We start from the raw sequence: 20836 nt of genomic DNA, 5'->3' as shown, positions 1-20836 counted from the left end.
CAGCGTCGGTCACGGCGCGGCACCACGATCGCGTCACCGGCAGCCGGTGACCACGATCCTGTTGCCGGAGCTGTTGCCCCGGTGTTCGGTGTTGCTGGCGGTGCTGCGCACCATGGCGCACTGGCCGCCCTCCACCTTGACGGTCTTGTTGCGCACACCGTCCTGGAACACGTACAGCGGGGCGACCTTCATCCCGGGGTTCGTCCTGCGGATCAGCCCGGCGCCGACGATGCGGATGGTGCGGCTGTCGGCCTTGACGCCGCCGGCCCAGGACACCACGCCCTGGTTGTAGATCTCCTCGGAGTTCGAGATGACGGTGAGGCCGTCGATCGTGAGGGTGCCGGTGCCGTAGTCGCCCCAGCCCATCTGGATGGGTGCGCCGTTGCGGTTGTGCACGATAGTGGTGTTCCGGATGGTCAGGTCGCCGTTGTAGAGCTTCACCGAGTCGTCCCAGGTGTCGATGAAGGTGTTCTCGATGACCGAGTTCGCGCCGCCGCTGAACCCGTCGGAGTTGTTGTTGCCGGCGTCCCGGTCGTCGATGTAGCGCATCCCGGAGACGAGCAGCTGCGCCTTCTTGGCGTGCATGTGGAAGATCCGGGGGTTGCGGGAGGTGTAGGTGGACAGGGTGAGCTTGATCCGCGCCTCGGTGCTGACGCCGGCGAAGCTGTAGTCCTTGACGTGTGGTCCGTTGCCGACCACCTGTGACGTCTCGGCGTTCTCGCCGGCGATCGTCAGCGGCTTCGTGCGGTTGGCCGGGATGAGGAAGTTGCCCTTGAGGGTGACCCCGGCGCCGATGACGATCCGCGACCACGAGTCGGGCACGGTGAACTTGTCGATGGTGCGGCTCGCGGTGAAGGTGGCCACCCCGTCGCGTACCGACGGGTTGGCCGCGTCGACGACGGGCGCGGCGACCGGCGCCGACGTCGCCGATGGCGACGGCGACGTGACCGGCGGGCGCGGTCCGGGGTCGGCAGCGACGTGCCGCACCGCGAACCGCACGGTGCGGCTCGCCGTGCCGGCCGGGCCGACCGCGCGGACGGTGAGGGTGTACGCGCCCTCCTGCACCGTCGCGGGGTTCAGGCCGGGCACCGCGTCACCGACGTTGCCCATGAAGTGGTACGGCGCGGCTCGCTCGGTCCATCGCACCGTGCTGGGTCCGGCCAGGTCGAAGTCCACCCGCTCCACCTGGCCGACGGTGCGGGCCTCGATGCGGGCGATGCCGCTGAGCGTGGTTCCCTCGGCGACGCCCGTCACCGCGGTGATCTGGGGCGCCTCGGCGGCCGACGCCGACGGGACGACCGCCCAGATCCCGCCGGCCGCTGCCACCGCCAGTCCCGCCACAGCCCACCGTCGTCGTGCTCGGGGCATGCCACTCATCCGTCGACTCCCAACTCGTGGCTTCCCGCACCGATCGCGGGAAGACTCACCGGGGACACTCCGCCGACGGTACGGAGGTTTCAGCAGGCGTCGTAGACGTACCGGCGGTTGCCGGGGGCACTGACCCGCACGTCCCGGCGGACCACGGAGAGTGTGTCCCCGACGGTGCGGCACGCCGTGCGGTATGCCTCGTCGGTGTACTCGATGACGATGACGTGGTTGCCGTAGACGTCGGTGTACCGGTCGCATTCGGTCCAGCGGGCGCACTCCTCGGCGACGGCGAAGTCGAGGCCGGCGTTCCTGCCGGCGGCACCGAACTCGACGGTGTTCTTCTGCGCGACGGGCAGCGACATGCGGTCGGCCCGGGCGGTGAGCAGCCGGACGTAGTCGAGCGCCTGGGCCCGGGTGAGACGGTCCCGCGATCGCTGGTACGAGTCCATGTTGTCCGGTTCGACGGCCTGGAAGCCGTCGCGGGCGCACCCGTCGATCCAGCCGCCGACGATGCCGGCGAGCCGGGCCCGCTTGTCCGGGGTGGAGATGTCGAGCAGGATCTCGTTCCACTGGCCGTCGACGACGTAGCGGCCGGCGGCGTCGCGCAGCAGCAGGTCGTCGTGGTTCGCCTTCCACCAGGCGGTCTCCTGGGGTTGGGTCTGGAAGGCGTTGACGTAGCAGATCGTGTAGGCGGCGGCGGGGGCGTCCTCGCGGTCACGGCTGACCACCCGCACCCCGGCGGGCAGTGGGTAGGCGCCGCCGATCTGGTAGTCGAACACGGCGTTCGCCGGGGGCAGCGTCACCGCTGCCGAGGTTGTGGTGACGCCGAGCGCCTGGCGGGCCGGCGGCTCGGGCCGCTGATCGGCGGAGGCGTCCGGCACCACCGACCACGTCGCGGCGGCTACCGTGGCGAGCAGGAGGGCGAGCGTGGCCGGCCGACGCCAGGTCCGGGACAGCGCGATCATCGGTGCTCCTTCGGGTCCGGTCACCGCCGCGACGCGGCGGGGTCACCAACCAACACACCGGCACGGTGGTCGAGGTTTCGTGGGTGCGGCGGGCGGTCCGGGACCGCCCGCCGACCGGGCCGGGCCGCCCGGTGCCGGAGGTCCGGCCGTGGACCACCGGGTCGCACGGCCGGACCTCCTCCCCGCCCGTCCCCTGGCGGGAGTCGAGGCCGGCCTAGTCGCAGGCCACGCCGTTGAGCCGGGTGCCCTCCACCACCGGGGTCGAGGGCTCACCCGAGGCGATGAAGCCGACCGACACCGACGACCCGGGTGCGAGGAGCTCGTTCCAGCTCGGTGCGTCGGCGCGGGCCATGTGCCCGCTCTGGCTGACGGTGGCGTTCCACCCGCTGCCGATGGTGGCGCCACCGGGCATGTGCCAGCCGATCGACCACGGGCGGACGCTGGCCTGCCCGTCGTTGCGGACGGTCAGCGTCGCCTGGAACCCGCCGGGCCACCGCTGGTCCAGCGTCACGCTCGCCGTGCAGCCGGCCTCGGGGTCGGGGCCGGGGCCGCTGCCTCCGCCGTCGCCGTCGAAGACGACGTCGGAGCAGTTGAAGAACGCCTCGGGGCTGTCGGAGCGCTGCCAGATGGAGTAGATGACATGCCGGCCGGTCTTGCCGGCGGGCAGGACACCGTCCCATTCGTAGGCGCCGTTGACGATCCTCGGGTTGGTGACCGTCGAGAAGGGCACGGGCTCCAGGTCCGACCACGCGAGGGGCGTGGTCGGGTCGTAGCCGTCCCGGGTGACGTACAGCTCGAAGGTGCCGGGGTGCGGCGCCCAGGCCGCGTACGTGAACCGGTGGTCGGCGCCCGGGGTCAGCTCGGTGGTCGGCCAGTCCGTCCGCGCGGCGTTGTACGCGGCGTACTTCGCGGTGCCCGCGCCGCAGAGCTGGCCGTCGGGGATGAGCTGCCGGTGCCGGCCGGCGTTGTTGCCGATGAGCACGCCGTACCAGTCGTAGAGCGGCTGGGTGCCGCCCTGGGCGACGGCGTCGCGGCAGGCGTTGGTCAGCGGGCTCTCCGGCCCTTCCAGGTAGCAGGCGTAGGTGCGGGTCGCCGGCGAGGTCATCGCCCCGTGGGCGAGGGCCGGCTGGGGGGCGGCCACCACCGCGGTGGCCGCCGCGACGAGCGTCGCCACCGCCCCGGCGAGTGCGAGGATTCTGCGTTTCACGGTCTGTCCTTCGTGGTTGAGCGGGCCGGTCACGAGGCGGCGCAGGTCAGGTCGGCCGGGGCGGTGCCCGCACCGGCGCCGGTGAAGCCGAAGGTGGTCGCGGCCTCGGGTGCCACCTTGCCGTTGTACGGCTCGTTGGTGACGGTGTTCTTGTCGCCGGAGACGGTCCACTTCCCGTTCCAGACCGACGAGATGCTGGTGCCGCCCGGGTTGGTCCAGGTGACCTTCCAGCTGTTGATCTCCGCGGTGCCGGTGTTGCGTACCTGGATCTGGCCCTGGAACCCGCCCTGCCACGCGTTGCTCACGGTGTACGTCGCGGCACAGCCGCCGTCACCACCGCCGCCCGACGGGGTGGTGACGGTACGCCCCGGCGAGACGGCCGAGACGTTTCCGGCCGCGTCGCGGGCCCGCACCGTGAAGGTGTACGTGGTGTCGCCGGTCAGGTTGCCCACGCGGTGCGTGGTGCCGGAGACGGTGGCGACGACCGTGGCCGGCGCGGTGCCGACGGCGCGCAGCACCTCGTAGGAGGTGACACCGACGTTGTCGCTCGACGCCGCCCAGGTGAGGGTGGCCGCGTTGGCGGTGACGTCGGTGGCCACGGGGCGACCCGGGGCGGTCGGGGCGACGTCGTCGTCCTCGCTGCCGTCGGCGTAGCGCTCGGTCAGGTTGATACCCGTCGTCGACGCGTTGCCGCCGAGGCGCACCTGGTGGTCGAGGCTGACGAACTTGCCGTTGTGCTGCCAGAGCACCGGCTTGAGGATCTGGTTGTACTTGGTCTCGTCCCAGGTCTTCCAGTCGTCCAGCAGCAGGCCGCCGGTGTCGCCGGAGTTCGGGTTGAGGCACCAGAACGTGTGGTGCAGCTTGTACTCGCCCATCAGGTCGCGCAGCGCCTTGAGCCACTTGTCCTGCCGGGCGTCCTGACCGAGCCGGCCGCCCCACTCGCCGATGAGCAGCGGTGCGGTCTTCTCCTCGTGCAGGTAGAGCCAGTTGGGCCGCCACACGTCGTTGGTCAGCGAGGTCTTGTCGAAGTCGCCCTGGAACCACGGCTGCTCGTAGACCAGCGGTCCGTAGTCGTGCGGGGAGTAGACGAGCTGGTCCTGGTTGGCGCCGAGGTCGACCGGGTGGTCCTTGGCGCCGCGCAGGTTGCCGCCCCACCAGTTGTAGAAGTAGTTGGGGCTGCGGTCGGGGTCGGTGTTCGGCGACTCCCAGGTCTCACCGGGGCGCGGGTAGACCTCGATGCCCTCGCAGAGGATCAGCACCTTCGGGTTGATCGCCAGGATCCGCCGACCCGCCGTCTGGCAGGCGTGCTTGAAGTTGTCCTGGTCGGTGCTGGAGTCCCACTTGGCGCGCGGCGGGTTGCCGGGGGTGCCGTGCGGCTCGTTCTTGATGTCCATCGCGACGATGGTGTCGTTGGTCCGGTACCGGGCGGTGACCCATTCCCAGCCCTGGTAGAACTGCTCCGAGGTGATGGTGCCCTTCCACCACACCGGGTAGACGTGGCCGGAGTTGTCCGCCTCGGCGCTGTGCACGTCGAGCATGACCTTCAGGCCGTACCTCTCGCACAGTTCCAGCCAGTGGTCGAAGATCTGCAGGTTGTTCTTGCCGGCCAGCTCGGGGTTGGCCGACAGGTTGACGTTCGGCATCACCGTCTGACCGGCCTTCCACTCCAGCAGCAGCTGGGTGGAGATCGGCACCCGGACGATGTTGATGCCGCGCTCGGCCATCTGGCGGGTGATGGTGTCGATGTTGCCGCTCCACAGGCCGTGGAAGACCCGCTCGGTGGCGTTGAAGCCGAACCAGTTGACGCCGGTGAGCCAAACCTGGTTGCCGGCCTCGTCGACGATCTTGTTGCCTTCGGTGTGCAGCCAGTCGGCGGTCGGTGCCGCGGCGTCGGCTGCCAACGCCGGCGACGCCTGGGGTGAAGCGGCCGTGGCGGCCGTAGCGGTCGCGGAAGCCGACAGACCGACGGCCAAGCAGGCCGCCAGTGCGACGCCGCGCACCGATTTTCTCAGAGACATGCCCTGTCCTTAGATGGTGGTGGAGATCGATGGGAGCGCTTCCAGGCGAAGCATAGGCAGGTCCTTGTCACCTGCCGGACATGCCGTCGACTCATCGAATTCTCGATTCGCGTCGACGGCGGAGGCGAGTGAACGTTCCCACCTGCGGTGACGCCTTCCGTGAGCCCCCTGGTCCGCCCCGCGGTCATCGAGCCCGCCACTGAAACGCCTTTCAGGCGTCGCCGCAGGTCGCCCTCGCATCAGTGGAGAGGGGGTGGCGAGTCGCAGGCGGCGGCATGTTGGCTGTCGCCACCGCATCGGGCGCTCGACCACCGCGGGCCTGCCGGGCAGCGGCATCTCCGACCCACCATCACCGACGTGAGATGCGAAGCGGCCGTCGCCACACCTCGCCCGGACACCACCACCGGGATGCGTCCACCTCGGCGTGGACCCACCCCCTGTTGACCGTAGGAGTCACGAATGGCCCGTACCCTCCGGCTGCCGACCGCACGGTCGGCGTCGGCCGCGACCGTCGTCGCGGTCCTGCTCGCCGCCGCGACGGCACCCGTGCTGCTCGCCCCACCCGCCGCCTCCGCGTCGACGACCTCGTGTGCGGCGGCCTATCGGGTCGTCGGCCAATGGTCCGGCGGATTCCAGGCCGAGGTCACCGTCACCAACACCGGGACCGCCCCCCTCTCGGGCTGGCGGCTGACCTGGTCCTTCTCCAACGGCGAGAAGATCAGCCAGGCGTGGAACGCCACCGTGACCCAGGACGGGTCGACGGTGACCGCGACCAACGCCACCTTCAACGCGGATCTGGCGCCGGCAACGGCGACGACCCTCGGCCTCCTGGGCACTGCCTCGCAGAACGTCCAGCCGGTGACGCTCACCTGCACCGACCCCGCCGGCGCCCCGAGCACCCCCACACCGTCACCGCCGTCGCCCAGCCCGTCCACGCCGCCGGACAGTCCCCCGGACGCCGACTGCGACCACGCGAGCTTCTGCGACGGGTTCGAGACCCAGGAGGGCACCACGCCGGGCGGCGTCTGGACCGTGAGTCGGCCCCACTGCCAGGGATCCGGCACGGCCACGGTCGACTCCACGATCGCCCACTCCGGTTCCAGATCGGTACGGGTGGACGGTCGCGCCGGCTACTGCAACCACGTGTTCGTCCAACCGGTGGCCGACCTCGCCACGGTGGGCAGGGCCTGGCACGTGCGCTTCTGGGTCCGGCACAGCACCCCGCTGCCCGGAGGCCACGTGACCCTCGTCGCGTTGCGGGACGACGCCGACGGCGGTAAGGACCTGCGCCTCGGCGGGCAGAACGGCGCGCTGCAGTGGAACCGCGAATCGGACGACGCCACCGTTCCCGTCCAGAGCCCAGCGGGGGTCGCGCAGAGCACCCCCCTGCCGACCGGGGTGTGGAACTGCGTCTCGTTCACCGTGGACGGGACCTCCGGGACGATGTCCACCAGCGTGGATGGCGTCGTGGTCCCGGGCCTGCTCGTCGACGGTACGCCGACCGCCGAGGTCGATCAGCAGTGGAGCGTACGCGACTGGCGTCCCGCGCTCGCCGATGTGCGGTTCGGCTGGGAGAGCTACGGCGGTGGTGACAACACCCTGTGGTTCGACGACGTCACTGTCTCGGCGCACCCGCTGGGGTGTTGAACGGCACCGTCCGGGCGGTGCGGCCCCTCCGTGTCGGGCCGCACCGCCGGGCGGCGTCGGGAAGCTGCGCACGCCGAGCCGCCTGAAATGCCTTTCACGGACTGGCTCTCCGGGTAGCGGCGTTTCCCGCCGATGCCCGAGGTTCGCGCGGATCGGGTCGGCATCGCCGGGCATGCCGCATGGTCGATGCGTGGGTGGACGTGACCCGGGCGGACAGCGCCCACGGGATGCCGATGGATCGATGACCGTCCGGACGTGACGGTCCTGCACCGGCCGTCACGGCGTGGGGATCCACGGCGCCATCGCCCTTGCCAGGTCGCCGCGGTCGTGCCACGCTTCCGTCGTTCCGGCGGTGTCGGGTCATGCCACACCCCGTCGGGAGCAGAGTCCCCGCGACGAGGGCCGCTTCCTGCTACATCGGCCGGGCTCGTCGCGCTGCGGACGCGCCCGCCTGTCGCCAGGACAGGGTCGACCGCTCGGTACCTGACCTCGAGCCGGAGCATGATGCGCACGCAGCCGACCGTTCAACAGATCGCCGCGGCGGCCAACGTGTCACCGGCCACCGTGTCCCGAGTGCTCACCGGCTCGGTCCGGGTCACAACCGGCGCACGGCAGCGTGTGTACGCGGCGATGAACCAGTTGGGATACGTACGGCGCAGTGTCCGGAAGCCGGAGCGGAACCCGCCGGTGGTGGCCCTGGTGGTGTGCGAGCCGACGGCCCGCGTGTTCGCCGACCCGTTCTTCGCGCGGTTGGCCGCCGGGGCCGAGGCCGAACTGGCGGTACATGGCTCGCCCATGCCCATTCTCACGGTGACGCGCGACAACCTGCCGGCGATCGAGCGCTACCTGCTCACCGGCGGCGCCGACGGCGTTCTCCTGGTCGGCGGGTACGGCCAACAGCAGGTGGCGCGGGCAGTGACCGCCTCCGGTGTGCCGGTGCGCGCCGTCGGCCGACCGGCCGATCTCGTCGACGTCCCCTATGTGGACGTGGACAACCGAGGTGGCGCGCGCACGGCGGTGCGTCACCTGCTGCGCTCAGGACGTCGTAGGGTCGCCATGATCGCCGGGCCGCCCGACATGCCGGCCGCTGCGGATCGCCTCGCGGGATACCGTGAGGCGATGGCGGAGGCCGGCATGGAACCGCGCGCCATCGCGTACGGTGACTTCACTCAGGCGTCGGGTACCCACGCCATGCAATGGTTGATCGGCCGGGTACCGACAGTCGACGCGGTTTTCGTCGCGTCGGATGCGATGGCGGTCGGGGCGCTGCACGCGCTCCGACGAGCCGGTCGCGCCGTACCCGACAGGGTAGCGGTGGTCGGCTTCGACGACGCCCCCGTGGCCGCGCTGGTCCAGCCGGCTCTGACCACCGTCCGCCAACCGGTCGAGCAGTTGGGCAGGATCGCCTGCCGGTTGCTGCTGGCCGACGTCACCGAGGAACAACCCACCAGTGGCACCGTCATCCTTCCCACCGAACTCGTCCGTCGCCGGTCCGCCTGACCGGCACGGGCCCGCTCGCTGGCCGGCCCCCGGCGAGACGCTCGGCGGCCGCTACCGGTTGTCGGACCGTATCGGCGCCGGCGGCATGTCGGTGATCTGGCGGGCGGTCGACCTGGAACTGGACCGCTTCGTCGCGATCAAACTCCCGGGACCGGAGCGGGGGGTGCCGGTGGACCGGGACGCTCTCGCCCGAAACGAGGCACGGACCGTGGCGGCGGTTTCACATCCCGACGCGGTCGTCGTGCACGACGTCGGCCAGGCGAGCGCGCCCGACGGCACGACGGTGACCTACCTCGTCCTGCAGATGGTGACCGGTGAGTCCCTGCTCGACGTCCTGGCCGCCGGCCCGATCGGCTGGCACCGGGCGGCCGGTATCGCCGCCCGGCTGGCCAGGGTGCTGGCCGCCGTCCACGCGCAGGGCGTCGTGCATCGGGACGTCACGCCGGACAACGTGATGGTGGACGACGACGACGTGAAGCTGCTCGACTTCGGAATCGCTGCCCGGATCGGGGAGCGCCCGGTGCGAAGCTGGACGTTCGGTACGCCTCCGTATCTTGCGCCCGAGCGTCTCGCCGACGCTGCCGCCGATCCGGCGGCTGACATCTACTCCCTGGGTGCCCTGCTCGTCGAGATGCTCACCGGGCAGCCTCCGGACGGCCCTGTCAGGCTGCCCGCCGACGTCCCTGCGGAGTTGGCGCAGCTGTGCCGGCGGTGTCTGGATCCGGAGCCGACGCGGCGCCCCTCGGCCGCCGAGGTGGCTGCCGACCTGACGGCCTTGACCGGCGCCTCGCTCTCCACTCCCCCACCGTCCGAGAGGATCCTTCGGGCCACCGCTGCGATCGACGTGGCGGTGACAGCGGCGCCGGAACCAGCCGTCATTGACGATCGGCGGAGGACAGGGCCCTCGATCGTCGTGGCGGCGATGCTGGTCGTGACGGCCCTGGTGGTGACCACGGCCGTCCTCCTGCTCACCCGGCCGCCGTCCCCGCAGCATGCGGCACTCCCACCCGCACCGGCGGTGTCCCGGCCGCCGCTGTCCCCACCGCCACGAATCGCCCCCACGACCGGATCGCCACGGACGGCCGAGCCGAACCGGGGGGTGCGCACGAGGAGCACGAGTGCGCCACCGACCGCCGCGGCGGCCACACCGAGGGCCGCCGCACCCGCCGCCTCTCCCACCCTCTCCCTCACCCGAGCGGCCGACGAGCTACGTGGCCTGCTCCGCCGCGGCGTCGCCGACGGCACCGTCACGGCAGGGGCTGCGCAGAAGATCGGCGCGCAGGTGGACAACGTGGTGAACAACCAGGGCGCCCGGCCCGAGAATCTGGCCCAGCTGCTCTCCGACCTGCGTCGCAGCGTCGCCGACGAGATCCGGGACGGCGGTGTCTCGGCAGCAGCGGCCGGCGCCCTGGATGCTGCCGTCGAGCGCGTCGCCAATGCGGTGAACGGCCTCACCACGGCACCGGGCTGACGCCGACGAGCGCCACCATTCTCATCGCTCGGCGGCGTTCCGCCCGGCCCGGTCCTGCCCGGGCGGAACGCATGGTGCGTGTTGCCGTCAGCGCCGGACGATGTCGAGCAGGTCCAGGTTGAGCAGGTAGTCGCCGTCGCCCTCGAAGGTGAGGGTGAGGCGCTGCTTCGTGCCGGCCTTGAGGTCGACGTCGGTGGTGACGGTACGCCAGGCCGTCCAGGCACCGGTGCCGGCGGCGGTCGTCGTACCGACCTGCGTCTGGCCCTGCTTGACGCTGATCCGGCCGCCTGCCGCCGCCGATGCGTAGCGGAAGGTCACCTGGTGGCGTCCGGTGGCGGTGACGTCCACCTCGTACGTGACCGAGGAGCCGTCGGTGACGTACCCGATGCTGCGCCCGTCGGCGCCGGCGGTGGTCTCGATGCGGATGCCGCCCGTCTGCGAGGTGAAGTCCTCGGCCTGGATCCGGCCGGGGTCGCCTGGCGGGGTGTCGCCGTCCGGCGAGGTCACCTGGTTCACCCCGGTCGTGGTGTGTACGACCTTCTGCAGGCCGCCGTCGGACCGGAAGTGCAGGTAGTCCACCGAGGCGTTGCGGCGGTATCCGGCGCCCGACTGACCGGCGGCGTTGGTGTAGTTGCCCACGTGGTAGAAGTAGTACCACTTACCGGCGTACTCGATGATCGAATGGTGGTCCTGCGCCCCGGCGGGGCGCGGCCCGACCGCGCCCTTGAGCTGGCCGGCACCGCCGAACGGGCCGTAGGGGGAGCTGCCGGTGGCCCAGAAGCCCTGATCGGGGTTGCCCTGCCAGTCGGTGTAGGTGAAGTAGTAGGTGGAGCCCTTCTTGAAGACGAAGATGCCCTCCTTGTGGTTCGTCGCTCCGTAGTTGACCGCACGCGGGCTCTCCGCCAGTTCGGTCATGTTGCTCTTGAGCTTGGCGACGTACGGGATGTGCTTGGTCTGCCCGCCCTCGTTCTTCCAGCCGCTCCAGTACAGGTAGTAGTTGCTGCCGTCCTGCAGGACCATCGGGTCGATCCCGGAGATGTTCGGGATGTGGCTGCCGATGTCCTTGAACGGCCCCGCCGGGCTGTTCGCGGTGGACACCCCGATCCGCCAGACCCCGCTCTTGTCCTTGTGCGGGTAGAACAGGTAGTTCGTGGTGCCCTTGCGGGCCGCGCCCGGCGCCCACATGTAGCCGCGCGAACCCCAGCTGACGTCGCGGGAGTGCAGGATCTCACCGTGGTCTTTCCAGTTCACCATGTCGGTGGAGGAGAAGACGTGGTAGCCGTCCATCCCCGAGTAGTTCGTGGTGGAGTCGATCGGCGGCTGGTCCTGGGAGGTGTACATCCACACCGTGCCGTCCCACACGTGGACGTCCGGATCGGCGCCTCTGATGTCCTTCACGATCGGGTTGCCGGAGGTGACCGCGGCGGCGGTGCTGGTCCTGACGGCCTGCTGCTGATCGGCGTTGGCGGAGGTGATGCCGGCGACCGCCATCCCGAACACGGTGACGGCGCCGACGGCTGCGGCGAGCAGTCTCGTTCTACTGGGCACTACGGAACTCCTTCTGGGGCCACTGGCCTCGCCGACTCGATGAACCGGCATGGCGTCGCTGTTGACAGTGGGGGAACACTCTCCAACCTCGTGGGCGGTTTCATCGCGCGCAGTTTTCCGTCATTCGTGTCCGGCCCGGTCACACGACGGTCGAGCGGGTCCGGCAGCGGCGCCGCGCCGTCCACGCCGGCTGCGGCCAACGCCCAGGAGGAGTGACGGTGGACGGCTTCGCCGCGGCAGCGCTGCATCCGACGTCCCTGCGACGAAACCTGGACCAGGGACGCGGGGTGTCTCTTGTCGATGAGCGCTTCCGCCGACCTGCGGAAGTCGGACGAGTCCTGAGGAGACGCGACGATGTCACGACGATCCTGGCGTCAGTTGGCAATTGCCGGCCTGGTGGTGGCTGCGGGTGGTGGGGCGTGGGCGGTGGCCCCGAGCGCCTCCGCCGACGACGCCCCGCGCATCACGCAGCTCGCCGGTGTCACCGAGGGCGCCACGCTGAGCGGCACGGCCCGGATCGAGGCGCGCACCAGCGGCACGGTCGACCGGGTGGAGTTCTCGCTCTCCGGGGCGCGCACGGCGACCTGGACCGAACGGCAGGCGCCCTACTACTTCCTGGGCAACAACGGCACGATCGTGCCGGGCTGGGACGCGGCCACCGCGCCGGACGGCGCGTACACGCTGGCGGTGCGGGCGATCGGCCCCGGCGGCACCTCCCAGCAGACGGTACGGTTCACGGTCGGCCAGCAGGCCGGCAAGCCGGCGCCGACGCAGGTGCCGACGCCGACGACCGGCGGCGACGCGAGTGCGGCGAACCCGTCGGTCAGCAACGGGGTGGCGACGTTCACCGCCAACAAGACCATCGGCAAGCTCTCCGTACCGGACTCCTGGACGGAGATCGTGATCGGCGCGGGGGTGACCCTGAAGGGCAACTTCTTCATCCCCGCCAACCGCACGAAGGCGTTGACGATCACCGGCCGGGACAAGCAGACGTCCCAGTTGACCGGTGACGGCCCGCACGCCAAGGACTACGCCCGGGCCGGCGTGACGACCGAAGCGAAGATCAAGCTGACCCTGCGCAACTACACCTCGGTCAACCCGCGCTTCTACCACATGTGGGCGAAGAGCGCGCAGGTCGTCATGTCGGGCATGCGGTACATCGACAACCGGGACCTGGGCAGCAACAACTCCGACGGCTTCAGCGGCGGCGACAACTCGCTGATCGAGAACACCTTCATCGACACCTGGGACGACTCCGCCAAGCTCTACACCGGCGACCTCACCATCCGGGACACCACGATCGTGCACAACCGCAACGGCGCGCCGATCCAGATGGCCTGGGGCGACTACGGGCAGGGCACCGCGATCCTGGACGGGTTGACCGTCATCTCCAACTCGTCCAACGGCTACAACCAGGGCGTCTTCTCCTGGGCCGGCGGCACGAAGGCCGACACCCGGACGATCAGGATCGTCGGTGACGGATTCACCCGCAAGGTCAACCCAGGAATGGTCGAGGCGCCGCTCTACGCGTTCAAGGACGGCGTGAAGAACAAGACCATCCGTGTCGAGGGCGGTGACTGCGCGGTGGTGCGCAGCACCTCCGCCAACACCTTCCAGGGCGCCAACACCTCCGGCAACAAGGTTGTCGTCACCGGCTGCAAGTAACGGCATCACCGGGTGCGGAGCCGGGACGTCGCCCGGCTCCGCACCCCGAGTCACCACCACCTTCACCTCACCGTCCCCGCCCTCCGACGCGTACGCCGCATGCGGCTGGACGGGATCTCTCGTTCGTAACTGCCTTCCGTGACCGCGGCGGGCATCGACACAAGCACTGGCAGGAGTGACAGGCATGGCGAAGAGAAGCAGGCGATGGACGACCGCGGCAGGTTTCGCCGCGGCGGCGACCGCGATGGTGGCGGGCATCTGGATACTGGGGCCGCAGGCCTCCGCCGACGAGACCCTCCAGGTGACGGGACTGACCGGAGTCCCCGCGGGCGGGGTGCTCAGCGGAAAGGTGGCGATCGAGGCGAAGGTCGACGGCCGGCCCGACAGCGTCGTGTTCCACCTCGACGGCCCGACGGACCTCACCCGGACCGAACGCGTCGCACCGTACTTCTTCGGTGGCGACAACAACGGGTCACCCTTCGGATGGGACAGCCGGACGGTGTCCGAGGGGAGGTACACCCTGACCGCTGTCGCCAGCAAGGGATCCACCACGGCCAGGCGCAGCGTCACGTTCACCGTCGACCAGGACGGCGGCACGACCCCGGCTCCACCCACCACGCCGGCTCCCACAGACCCGAGCAAGCCGAAGCTGTGGGTGACCTCCGACATGAGCGAGCCGGGCGGCGAGACCGACGCCGACGACATCTCGGCCCTGGCGGCCCTGAGCGTGTACGCCTCGAAGTTCTCGCTGGCCAAGGTCGTGGTCGGCGGTGAGCAGCGGATCACCGACTGCGCCGGGGCGATGACGCACGCGCGGAACGCCTACGGGGCGTACCTGAAGAACCTGGAACTGTCCTCGATCTGCGGTCTCAAGGGCGGCTTCACCACCTGCACCGCCTCCAACCCGTGGGTGAAGAACCCGCCGGCCACCGTCAACGCACTGATCGAGGCCGTGCGTGCCGGCGGCTTGACCGTGCTCAACTGGGGGCCGATGACCGAGTCCGCCGGCGCGGCCTGCTGGCTGGAGCACAACGCCCCGCAGGACCTCGCGAAGCTCTCCATCATCAGCCACTGGACGGTCACCAGTCCGGGCTTCCCGATCGACCCGAACTGCGGGCCCGACCGTTCCGCCTGCGAATACGTACACGAGTTGGCCGCCAAGAACAAGATCAAGCTGATCGAGCTGGGCGCCGCCGGGCAGAAGTTCATCAACACCGCCCGCGGCGCGTGCGACGCCAACGTGACCATCCCGAAGAAGGGCCTGGGCGTCCACCTGAACGCCAAGTACGCCGGCATCACGCCCGACTTCTCCGACTCGATCACCTTCCTGGTGTTCCTGCACGGCGGGATCGCCGACTACGACACCAACGGCAAGGGCGACGCCAACTTCAACAAGGCGTACGACCGGGTCTGCGCCCAGGCACCCGCGATCTTCGACGACCTGCGCGCCGCCGCGAAGTGAACCGCGCGGGCCGGGCCGGCTGGATGCAGCGGCCCGGCCGGTCGACAAGCTGCATCCAGCCAACCGCCCGGCCGACGAGGAACCGTCGGCCGGGCGGGGCCCGTCTTCACTTCAGTGTGTTGATGACTTCCTGAAGACGGCCGGCACTGCGTGAGAAGGCCTTGTCGTTGCGCAGGCGGTGCGGCTGGTACTCCCTGCCGAGCCCGCCGAAGGTCTCGATGGCGCCGTTGTGTCCACGTTCGATCTTCTGACCGTTGGCTACCCGATCGAGCATCATCGTCACGATGTCGGCCGAGATGCCACCGGCTGCGACGACCAACTTTCGGAGGTTCTCGCTCCAGTTGCGGCCGTACTCGTCGTCGATGTGCGCCTCGGCCGCGAAGAACGGGCGGTAGAGCGTCGAGCCGAGTGCCATCGCGGTGTACATCTCGAAGTAGCTGATCGTGCCGTCGCCCGGCAGCAGGCCTTTGCCGCCGTGGTCGATCGAGACCGTGGCCACGATGGAGCTGAGGTGGGTGCGGAGAGCGGCCTTCTGCGTGGCGCTGAGCCCGGGGTGGCCGTTGACGCCCGGCTCCGTGCCGGTGACGATCGCGATGTACCGGTACGCGTGGTTGGCCTCGAACTGTGACAGCCCGGAGACCATGTACAGCCGCCCCTGGGAGGTGTTCTTGCTGGTGACCGGCACCAGTGGGGTCGTGGGTGCCTTGGTCGTCGCGGCGGAATCGGGCCTGCTCGGCGCGTTGGAGGCCGAGGCGCTGCTGGTGCGCTGCGTAGGCGAGGCGCTCGGGACTGTGGCCGAGGCTGACGTGATCGGGTTCGCCGCGGTGGCCGGGGGCTTCGTGGACGGGGCCACGGTGACCCGGGTGTCGCCCGGTTCGCACCCGCCGCTCGCCCCGCTGAGGGCGGCGATCACCATCAGCGCGGCGACCCGCGATCGCCGTCGGACGGTACACGCGACGCCGGTCCTGCTGACGGGGCTGGGCGGCCGGTTCTGATTCTGGCGTTGAAGGTTCACACACATGGCACTCCGCATGCCGGCGCCAGGTTTCACGTCTCGTCCACGCGGGAGGTGGCCGAGCGGGTCGTCAGTCGGGAACCTGATCGTGGAGTATGCCGACGTAGAAGGCTCGCTGGTCGCCGCGGATGGAGAACCGTGCCTGCTCGATCCAGCCGAACTGTTCCAGGGTGCGGCGCATCGGTTCCAGCAGCTTGGTCTTCTCGCAGCTGTCGTCCGGGGCCAGGATGCCGTCGAGATCGGTGAAATCCGCCCGCGCGTTCGTGCCGTCCAGCTTCAGGTAGCGGAAGCGGTGGGCGTCACCGTCGAAGGCGCTGGTCAGGCCCGCCGCGCGATCGGCGGGCGTGGGGCCGTCGAGCAGCGCCCGCAGTGCCTCCTTGGCGACGCTGCGGGCCGGGACCTCCCGGGTCACCGCGACGACCTGCGGGCAGCGCTGGCCGGCCTGCTCACGTAGCAGGAACAGCTTCACCTGGCGGGTGCCGATGGTCGGCTCGGTCGCCGGCTGTATCGGGTCGCCGGTCTCCGTCGTCCGGGCGTTCGCCGACGCGGTGGATGGGACATTCGACGGACCGGGCGGCGAGGGCACCGGCGCCTGCGCGGCGGGGGCCGTCGGTGCGGGAGCGGCGAGCTGCGGCTCGCGCGTCGGTGCGGCCGTCACGCCCACGCCAACGGGAACGGCCACCATCGCCGCGGCGACCAGGCCGGCCGCGGTGACGGAGCGAACGCGGCGACGGCGTGCGCGGTGGCTCAGGTCGCCCAGATCCGGTGGACGTGCGGTGTCGGCGGCAGTCCCGGCCATCCGGCGCAGCGCATCGCGCGTCGCCTCGCCGTCCGGAATTCCGTCAGTCACCGTTGTCCCCCCTGGGCGAAGCCGTCGCCATTCTACCGTTTGACGCTGCCGCATTAATCACATACGGTGCGATCGTTATTTAAGCGGATGAGTACGGCAGCGTCCAGGTCGGATGGTCGCCGCACGGTTAGCGCCGACTCGGGGATGCGCACGTTGCGGCAGGTGTCGAGAGGTCCGATGTCGACAGATCGGGATTTCACCGAGTTCTACCTGGCCACGTACCGTCGGCTGGTGGGTCAGCTGTTCGTGCTGACCGGTAACCGTCATGACGCTGAGGAGCTTGCTCAGGAAGCGTTCTCCCGTGCTCTGCCCCGGTGGGCGAAGATCAGCGGCTACGAGGCGCCGGAGGCGTGGGTCCGGCGGGTCGCCTTCAACCTCGCGTTCTCCCGGCGCCGCAGGGCGCTGCGCGGCGCGGCCGCCCTGCTGCGCCTCGGTGCCGATCGGTTCCACGACGGCGACGGCACTGACGGTGTCGCCGTCACCGAGGCGCTGCGGGCGGTGCCGGTACGGCACCGGCAGGCATTGGTGCTGCACTATGTCGTCGACCTTCCCGTGCGGGACGTGGCTACCGAGCTGGGCGTTCCGGAGAACACCGTCAAGACGTGGCTGCGACGGGGCCGCCAGCAGTTGCACGCGGCGCTGCGGGTGGACGAGGCGACCGGGACCAGCGAACTCCTCGCCCACCTTCGCCCCTGAGCGCAGCGGGTGGGGTGCGGTGTCACCTCCGCACCCCACCCCGCGTTCACGGCAGCGGCTGGCCGTCGATGGTGACGCCGCTGACGGCACCGCTGACGCTGAGCTTTCCGACGGTGCCGGCGTTGGTGGCGGTGACCCGCCTGCCGTCGATGACGAGACCGCTGATCGTCACCCTGGCGATGCGGGTGCCGGGGCGTGCGGAGATCGTGTTGCGGCCGGTGACCGGCCCGTCGACGCGCAGCCCGGCGATGGTGATGTCGCCGATGGTGCCGGTGGCGGAGTCGGTGAGCATCACGTGCAGAGCCTGGGGTACCCCGTAGTCGATACGGACGTCTTCGAAGCGCAGGCCGCTGATGGCGTGGTTCTCGGCGTAGCGCCAGACGACGGCCGCGCCGAGAGCGGGCCGGTCGGCACGCCATTCCGCCCGGACGACGTCGATGCGGCGCCAGGTGTTGGCCGTGGCGGCTCCGGTGGGGATCTTCCATCCGGAGATGGCCACCCCACCGTTGGCGTGCTGCCACACCACGCAGTTCTCCACGAGGGTGTTGCTGCTCATCGTGCGCAGGCTGTCGTCGCCGGCCCGGACGAAGCAGTCGCGTACCCGGGTGCCGTCGCGCAGGTGGATGCCGTCGTTGTTGCCGCTCCAGCCGAAGATCTTCACGCCGGAGATGTCCCAGTCGGCGGCGGTGACGATGTTGAAGTGGGAGGCGTTGACCAGGGTCGGGCCGGAGACCGACTTGGCTTCGGCGGCCTTGCCGAAGCCGGCCCAGATCATCGCCGCGTCGTCGGCGGGGTGCGACTTGCGGGCCGCGTAGCGGAAACCGTCACCGGCGAGCACACCGTGCCCGATCACCCGGCCCCCGGTCACCCCGGCGAGGTCGATCTTGCCGTAGACGTAGGCGCCCCGGTCGAGGTAGACGGTGTCCTTGCCCGGCATGGTGGCCAACGCGAGGATGCCCCGGCCGGCCGGGTCGCCGCCGATCCGGTGTTCGCCCGGACCGAAGTAGACGACGTTCGGGGCGTTCCTGGCGACCTTGAAGTCGGTGGTCAGGTCCACGTTGACGTGGATCGAGTGCAGGTCCGAGCCGGTGCCGTCGCCGAAGTGCACGCTGATCCACTTGTTGCCGCCGGTCACCGGGAACGTCACCGTCTTACGGTCTGCGGACAGGGCCGTCGGCCGGATGCCGTAGCGGTGCGGGCGGATGTCGACGCCGGCCAGTGACGGGAAGGTCCGGCCGTCGGTGAGGCTGACCGACACCTCCGTCGTGTCGGTCGCGCCTTGGGCGTAACCGGTGAAGGACACCGTCCGTAGTGCCCCGGAGGGCGTCGGCGGCCACTTCGCCAGCTGTACGGTCTCGCCGTCGTCGCCGGTGAACCGTGATCCGTCGATCTGATACACCTTCGGGCGTACCGTCTGGTCCGCGGTACGTACCGAGACGCCGTAGTGGGTCGAGGACGGTCCGGCGACCGTGTCCGGCGTGAACTGCACGGTACGGGCCGATACCGCCGAGGAAGGCGGCTCCGGGGCGGGCTCGGCCGGGGCCGGCGTGGACGGGACGGCCGGCCGCGATGGCGAAGCGGCTGCGCTGGGCGTGGCGCCGTCGGCCGGTGCGTCGATCCGCTCGATCAGTATCCGGCTGGCACGGTCGTTGAGCGGGCTGCCGCAGAAGTCCTCGTCCTTGGTCAGCACCACCAGCGGGTCGGCGGAGTCGGTTCGGTCGAAGACCGACACCCGGAACCCCGCGGCGACCCGAACACCGCTGACATCGTCGTCGGGCGCCCGCCCGGCGAGGTCGTGGTCGCCGATGTCGAGCGGGACCGGACGCCACTGGTCACCGGCGGCGAAGCCGCAGCGGTCGGTCAACTCCACCGGTGCCGCGACGTCGTCGTCGGCGTGCACCGTCGCCACCCCGGCCAGCGCCATTCCCACGGCGACCGCGGCGGCAGCGACAGCTCCTACTGTTCGTCGTGAACTGCGTGACATTCGTACTCCTCGGCTGACCGGTCTGGGGTGGGGTGGAACAGGTCCAGCCAGGAACACTCCGCACCCGTCCCTGGCGTTTCACCCCGTCGCCGGGAACTGCACGACCGTCGTGGGGCGGTGGACGTACCACGAACAGTTCGCGCCGGTGGTGGGTGAACGGCACCCACCACCGGCGCGACCGACGGGACTGGCGAGGTCAGCTCACGGTGAAGCTGTCGACGTCGAGGAGGAAGCCGGTGCCGCCGGTGAAGACCAGGTGCAGCGGCCCGGTCCCGGTGCCCGACAGCGTCGTCGAGACGGTCGTGTAGGTCGTCCAGCCGCCGGTGGCGGGCACGTCGACCGTGCCGAGCAGCGCACCCGTGGGCGAGCCGGAACGCACCTCGATGGTGCCGCCCGAGGTGCCGGAGGCCACCCGGGCGGAGAACTGCGTCCGGCCGACCGTGGACACCTGGGCGTAGCCGGCCCAGTCACCGTCGTTCACATAACCCGCCGTGGCGCCGCCCTGCGCCGGGGCGTGGAAGGCCACCTGCACCCCCGAGTTCGACGTGAACGACTCACCCTGCACGGTCTGCGGCGACGTTCCACCTCCGGACGCGGTGAGGAAGGTGCGCAGCTTGTTGGCGTTGCCGGAGTCGTCGCCGGTGATCAGGTAGTACATCATTCCGGCGTCGGAGACGTCGCCCTTCTTGTTCATGATGTTGTTGACCACGTCGTGCGCGTAGCGCAGCCGCTGGTCGGAGTTGTCGGCCATCCAGGCCCACTTCTCCTCACCGCCACCGGTGCCCAGACCGGCGTTCTGATCCGGGATCCTCTTGTACTTGACCTGCGGGAAGTCGCGGCGGATGTCGGCGAGGTTCCACCGGTTGTCATCGTCGTCGTGATTGTTGTTCCAGTCCGAGTGCGAGATCAGCGTGACGTGCTGACGCGCCGCGCTGTTCGAGCCCTGCAACGCCCGGTACACCACCCCCATCGGGCCGGCGCCGACCAGGCACAGCCGGTTGGTAGCGGTGGACGCGTCGACCGCCGAACGCAGGTGGGTCACCGCGGCGTCCAGATTCGTCTGGCTGTTGCGGAAGATGCCGGCCACGTCGTAGCCGAACCGCCCGCCGACGCCCTCGGTGGCGGTGACCATGTCCCGCTCCCAGCTCGCCGTCGAGCTGCCCAGGTGCGAGTTGTAGTCCCAGTGCACCAGCCGCGACTGCTGCCCCCGCTCGGCGAGCAACGCCAACGCCATCGCCGACGCGCCGATGTCGTCGCGATCGTGGTAGTTACCGTCCGAACTCCAGGCGATCCGCTCACAACCAAAATCGAGAGCCGGCGGCGCGGCCTGCGCAGGCTGCCCGGTCAACGCGACGACAGCGCCGAGCCCGAGGGCACAGGCCGCAGCCGCGAGACCGGGACGGGAGATCCGTGACATCAGAGGTCCTTCCGGTACGAGGG

General features: G+C 70.4%; 16 protein-coding genes. 7 read left to right on the top strand and 9 right to left on the bottom strand.

The genetic code is table 11. The features are described 5' to 3' along the window. Nucleotides 1–33: 33 nt before the first annotated feature. From ACPFP2_RS24810 to ACPFP2_RS24795, 4 genes are all read right to left on the bottom strand, one after another. Nucleotides 34–1341: a hypothetical protein gene (locus tag ACPFP2_RS24810; RefSeq protein ID WP_424091902.1), complete on the bottom strand. Its 1308-nt coding sequence runs from the start codon at nucleotides 1339–1341 to the stop codon at nucleotides 34–36. A 116-nt stretch (nucleotides 1342–1457) separates the two neighbouring features. Continuing rightward, nucleotides 1458–2333 (bottom strand): endo alpha-1,4 polygalactosaminidase, encoded by an 876-nt coding sequence (locus ACPFP2_RS24805; RefSeq protein WP_424091901.1) that lies wholly within the window; start codon nucleotides 2331–2333, stop codon nucleotides 1458–1460. 214 nt (nucleotides 2334–2547) lie between these two features. After that, nucleotides 2548–3540, bottom strand: coding sequence for a lytic polysaccharide monooxygenase (locus ACPFP2_RS24800; protein WP_424091899.1), 993 nt, complete (start codon nucleotides 3538–3540; stop codon nucleotides 2548–2550). A 29-nt stretch (nucleotides 3541–3569) separates the two neighbouring features. Then, nucleotides 3570–5558: a cellulase family glycosylhydrolase gene (locus ACPFP2_RS24795; protein ID WP_424091897.1), complete on the bottom strand. Its 1989-nt coding sequence runs from the start codon at nucleotides 5556–5558 to the stop codon at nucleotides 3570–3572. 459 nt (nucleotides 5559–6017) lie between these two features. Between ACPFP2_RS24795 and ACPFP2_RS24790 the strand changes: the two genes are divergently transcribed. From ACPFP2_RS24790 to ACPFP2_RS24780, 3 genes are all read left to right on the top strand, one after another. Then, nucleotides 6018–7205, top strand: coding sequence for a cellulose binding domain-containing protein (locus tag ACPFP2_RS24790; RefSeq protein ID WP_424091896.1), 1188 nt, complete (start codon nucleotides 6018–6020; stop codon nucleotides 7203–7205). A gap of 501 nt (nucleotides 7206–7706) precedes the next feature. Beyond that, nucleotides 7707–8705, top strand: coding sequence for a LacI family DNA-binding transcriptional regulator (locus ACPFP2_RS24785; protein WP_424091894.1), 999 nt, complete (start codon nucleotides 7707–7709; stop codon nucleotides 8703–8705). Continuing rightward, on the top strand, nucleotides 8656–10176 hold the full coding sequence (locus tag ACPFP2_RS24780) for a protein kinase domain-containing protein (protein ID WP_424091892.1): 1521 nt from the start codon (nucleotides 8656–8658) through the stop codon (nucleotides 10174–10176). The genes ACPFP2_RS24785 and ACPFP2_RS24780 overlap by 50 nt, the downstream gene beginning before the upstream one ends. A gap of 87 nt (nucleotides 10177–10263) precedes the next feature. On the opposite strand, the gene ACPFP2_RS24775 is transcribed toward ACPFP2_RS24780, so the two are convergent. Continuing rightward, nucleotides 10264–11724 (bottom strand): family 43 glycosylhydrolase, encoded by a 1461-nt coding sequence (locus ACPFP2_RS24775; protein ID WP_424091890.1) that lies wholly within the window; start codon nucleotides 11722–11724, stop codon nucleotides 10264–10266. Nucleotides 11725–12078: 354 nt separating this feature from the next. Here ACPFP2_RS24775 and ACPFP2_RS24770 point away from each other — a divergent pair, with 354 nt between their 5' ends. Next, complete coding sequence (locus tag ACPFP2_RS24770; RefSeq protein WP_424091888.1) at nucleotides 12079–13389, top strand: hypothetical protein; 1311 nt, start codon at nucleotides 12079–12081, stop codon at nucleotides 13387–13389. Between the two features lie 184 nt (nucleotides 13390–13573). Then, nucleotides 13574–14851 carry a hypothetical protein gene (locus ACPFP2_RS24765; protein ID WP_424091886.1) on the top strand — a complete coding sequence of 426 codons (1278 nt, stop codon included), beginning with the start codon at nucleotides 13574–13576 and terminating at the stop codon, nucleotides 14849–14851. A gap of 106 nt (nucleotides 14852–14957) precedes the next feature. On the opposite strand, the gene ACPFP2_RS24760 is transcribed toward ACPFP2_RS24765, so the two are convergent. Then, entirely contained in the window at nucleotides 14958–15536 is a 579-nt protein-coding gene (locus ACPFP2_RS24760) for a hypothetical protein (protein WP_424091884.1), read from the bottom strand. Between ACPFP2_RS24760 and ACPFP2_RS24755 the strand changes: the two genes are divergently transcribed. Beyond that, entirely contained in the window at nucleotides 15526–15846 is a 321-nt protein-coding gene (locus tag ACPFP2_RS24755) for a hypothetical protein (RefSeq protein ID WP_424091882.1), read from the top strand. The two genes, ACPFP2_RS24760 and ACPFP2_RS24755, sit on opposite strands and share 11 nt — an antisense overlap. Nucleotides 15847–15936: 90 nt before the next feature. Here the strand turns inward: ACPFP2_RS24755 and ACPFP2_RS24750 are convergent, their stop codons facing one another. Beyond that, a complete protein-coding gene (locus ACPFP2_RS24750) occupies nucleotides 15937–16665 on the bottom strand; it encodes a GerMN domain-containing protein (protein WP_424091880.1) in 729 nt (242 codons plus the stop codon). A gap of 228 nt (nucleotides 16666–16893) precedes the next feature. On the opposite strand from ACPFP2_RS24750, the gene ACPFP2_RS24745 reads away from it, so the two are divergent. Then, the gene (locus ACPFP2_RS24745) at nucleotides 16894–17412 is read left to right on the top strand and encodes a sigma factor-like helix-turn-helix DNA-binding protein (protein WP_424091878.1); all 519 of its coding nucleotides are present in this window, start codon (nucleotides 16894–16896) and stop codon (nucleotides 17410–17412) included. Between the two features lie 46 nt (nucleotides 17413–17458). On the opposite strand, the gene ACPFP2_RS24740 is transcribed toward ACPFP2_RS24745, so the two are convergent. Next, nucleotides 17459–19396, bottom strand: a complete 1938-nt coding sequence (locus ACPFP2_RS24740; RefSeq protein ID WP_424091877.1) for a hypothetical protein — start codon at nucleotides 19394–19396, stop codon at nucleotides 17459–17461. A 196-nt stretch (nucleotides 19397–19592) separates the two neighbouring features. Beyond that, nucleotides 19593–20813, bottom strand: coding sequence for a carbohydrate-binding protein (locus tag ACPFP2_RS24735; protein ID WP_424091875.1), 1221 nt, complete (start codon nucleotides 20811–20813; stop codon nucleotides 19593–19595). Between the last annotated feature and the right edge of the window lie 23 nt (nucleotides 20814–20836).

It is taken from the genome of Micromonospora citrea (genome assembly GCF_049629545.1).
GTDB lineage: Bacteria > Actinomycetota > Actinomycetes > Mycobacteriales > Micromonosporaceae > Micromonospora > Micromonospora citrea_A.
This window is presented reverse-complemented; position numbering and strand designations above follow the sequence as displayed.